We start from the raw sequence: 416 nt of genomic DNA on the forward strand, positions 1-416 counted from the left end.
ACCGCAAGGAGGGCGATTACCACGGCAGGGTTCGTGACTGGGGTGAAGTCGTAACAAGGTAGCCGTATCGGAAGGTGCGGCTGGATCACCTCCTTTCTAGAAGAGATCGAGCCACGGTTGAGTCACTCGTGACTGAGCATGAGCGAGATCCACATGACTCATTTTTAAGCGCCCACACTTATCGGCTGTAATTCAACTGCAAGAGTGAATAAAGCGTGAGCCTGCCGAGCTGGCCTGGTCAGTGACGTTGTCAGCAGACAAGGGCAAGCGAGATTGAGGTGCAGGACACGCGAGAAAACGCGTGGGTCTGTAGCTCAGTTGGTTAGAGCACCGTCTTGATAAGGCGGGGGTCGCTGGTTCGAATCCAGCCAGACCCACCACGGATTTGAGAAGATCCCGGGGGATTAGCTCAGCTG

General features: G+C 55.3%; 1 tRNA gene and 1 rRNA gene. Both read left to right on the top strand.

Annotated features, from left to right (window positions below):
* Positions 1 to 96, top strand: a 16S ribosomal RNA gene (locus tag OOZ63_RS29035); the annotation flags it as partial.
* Between the two features lie 207 nt (positions 97 to 303).
* Positions 304 to 380, top strand: a tRNA-Ile gene (locus tag OOZ63_RS29040).
* Positions 381 to 416 lie beyond the last annotated feature (36 nt).

The organism is Paucibacter sp. PLA-PC-4, from assembly GCF_026241155.1.
Taxonomy (GTDB): domain Bacteria; phylum Pseudomonadota; class Gammaproteobacteria; order Burkholderiales; family Burkholderiaceae_C; genus Roseateles_E.